At 51.5% G+C, this 2,705-nt stretch carries 1 protein-coding gene and 1 pseudogene; both read left to right on the top strand.

The features are described 5' to 3' along the window. Positions 1-1,368 (top strand): TonB-dependent receptor (locus BZG79_RS13780; protein ID WP_199877900.1); only part of this gene is annotated, 1,368 nt, incomplete at its 5' end. Between the two features lie 9 nt (positions 1,369-1,377). Beyond that, positions 1,378-2,705, top strand: a pseudogene (locus BZG79_RS13785) (propeptide, peptidase); the annotation flags it as partial.

Below are 2,705 nucleotides of genomic sequence, written 5' to 3' on the forward strand. Positions count from 1 at the left end.
GGGACAGCATCGATTCAACCTGACGGTAAGTGGGATATCAAAACGTTTGATCAAGCCGAACAAATCGAAACCACGCAATTGTGGCTTGGCAGTGAATATCACGCCCAGCAGCCTTGGTTAGAAACTCTCAACACCAAGCTCTATTACCGAAATACCGATTTTACCCAGAACACGAACCGTTTGATGACTCGCTGGAACATGGGGATCAATGAGCAACGTCGGGTGCTGGATGCTCGCCGTTTTCAAGACCAGTCAATCGGTTGGTCGGTAGACGCCAACGCTGAGCAAATCAGCGGAGACGTGGTGCATACGCTGGTTTACGGTGGTGTGTTAGAAACGGCTTACCATGAACGCCCTGTGACGAAAACGACTCTCGATTGGAACGGCGAAACGGTGAGTGATACGCAACCGTTCGCGCCTGCACGGAGTTATGCGTTAGGTGTTTATGCGCAAGACGCAATGAGTATCGGGCAGTGGCGTGTAATGCTGGGTCTACGTGCTGATGCGTACCGATTAAGCGCAGACGATCCCCAAGCGATTGGCATGGCAAGTGTGGCGGACAATAACAGTGCAGCGGTGTCGCCTAGTGCTTCGGTGGCCTATCACTGGACGCCCGCGTTCAATACCTACCTCAGCTATAAGCATGGTTATCGAGCGCCTGAATACGACAAAAGCTATGGCTACTCTAACCACGCCTCTGTGCCGGTGACGCCATTTGTGGTGCTGCCCAATCCGTCGCTTGACGCGGAAACCAGCGATAGTTTTGAGCTTGGGGCCAAATATGATGACGGCAAGCTGCGCTTGTATACCGCGGCATATTACAACCGGTTTAGCCAGTTTATTGATATTGCCGATCAGGGCTTTAATGCGGAAACCGGTCTGTTTGAGAAACGCTATGAAAACCTGGATGGTGTAAAAACGTATGGCGTTGAGGCATCAGCGGCCTATGCATTTACCGAACAATGGCAAGCGAAAAGTCAGATTGGCTGGATCTCTGGCAAAGACGACAATGACGAGTATGTTCGCAACTTAGCCCCCCTCGAAGGCAGCCTGTCGCTTCACTTCGATAACCAATCGTTTAACGGTTATACCCGTTTGAACTGGGCAGATCATATGGCCCGCACGCCCATGTGTTACACCGAGTTAGGCACCCGCACTGAGTGTGCTCAGACGTCTGGCTGGGCGAGCGTTGACCTTGGCTTGGGCTATCAGTTCTCGTCTCACGCGTCTATCAATCTCAATGTCTATAACGTGCTAGACCGCGAATACATTCGTTATCAAGACGTTGCCGGTATTTCTGAGTCACAAACCCGCTTTTCGACCGAGCCCGGTCGTTACTTCACCCTCAATGCACGTTATGCGTTTTAAGGAAGAACCATGAAATCAGCGATCAGTCTTGTGGCGTTGGTACTTGCCAGTGCCAATGCCATGGCAGGGGAATGGGATTACCCTGCGGGCAATTATCAAGCAAGTGATGCCACTCAAGCACAGCAGTATTTGCGCTCGCATTATCCGTCAGTCGGGGAGCTGTCGTTGCGCTACCAAACCAGCAGTTTGCTTGGTCGTCAGTATAACTTTGATATTTACCGTGGTGGCGAGTATCAGCCGCAGCGTACGTTGGTGTTACATACCGACAAACACGGTTTGGTGACTCGGGTGTATAAAAGCCTAACCAACACCATGATCCGACAGGGTGAGGCATTGAAAGAGGCGGCTATTGAGATCCCGCGTCGCCTGATCGCGGATGCGCCGCCAGTACTATCAGACGGAGAGTTAGTGACGCGCACCGTCAATGTGGTTGATCCGGATCTGCGTAGTATGGATAAACAGCCTGCCCCCGAGACGCTCTGGACAACGCTGGCGGATTATCCCCACGCGCCACGCTTTGTTATGCGTAATGTCTCTTTATTGGATGTGGGCGGCACGCTCTACCTGAGTAACCCCAGAGTCCAAGCCGTTGATGCTATCGCCTTTGAAGACAAAAACCCTGAGTCTGGACAATGGCAGAAAAGTGACAGTGTCTCGTTTTTAAATCCTGACGGTGTCACACAGTTTGCGAGCCATGCATCGCTCACAGCGTTGCCTTTTGATAGTCAAGACTTTGCACAAATGATGGCGTTTTATCATTTGGATAAGTCCCTGCAATATGTGTCCTCGTTAGGGTATTCATTATTTGACGGTCCGGTACGCTTTGATGCTCACGCCTTAAGCTCGAACAACTCGTCTTACTATATGGGTCCTAACGCTGTGATGTTTGGGGCGTCTGGCTCGCCCGATACACTTGACGCCGATGTCGTTGTCCATGAGCTGGCCCACGGTATTCACTACCATATTTTGCCCGACTGGGCGTACGGCCACACTGGCGCCTTGGGTGAGGGATTTGCTGACTATTGGGCGGGCTCTGCAAGCTATCGCACCTTGTATCAACAAGGTGATGACTTCGAGATTGATACCGTCTTTAACTGGGATGGTTATTTCGGTTTTAAGCAAGGTACGCGTAGTTTGTGGAATCAAAAAGCGCGCTATTTTGAGAGCAGTGAATACCGCGCGCACGAAAACGTCGGTGGTGAATTAGGGGATGAGCTTTGGTCGACGCCTTTGTTCCAAACCCTCAAGCAAGCCGTCGCGCTGTATGGTGAACCCGCTTTTAAAGAGATGGATGCCTTGGTGCTGGAATCGATGTTTGGGCTAGGCCGGGGCATGAA

It is taken from the genome of Salinivibrio sp. MA427 (assembly GCF_001996115.1).
GTDB lineage: Bacteria > Pseudomonadota > Gammaproteobacteria > Enterobacterales > Vibrionaceae > Salinivibrio > Salinivibrio costicola.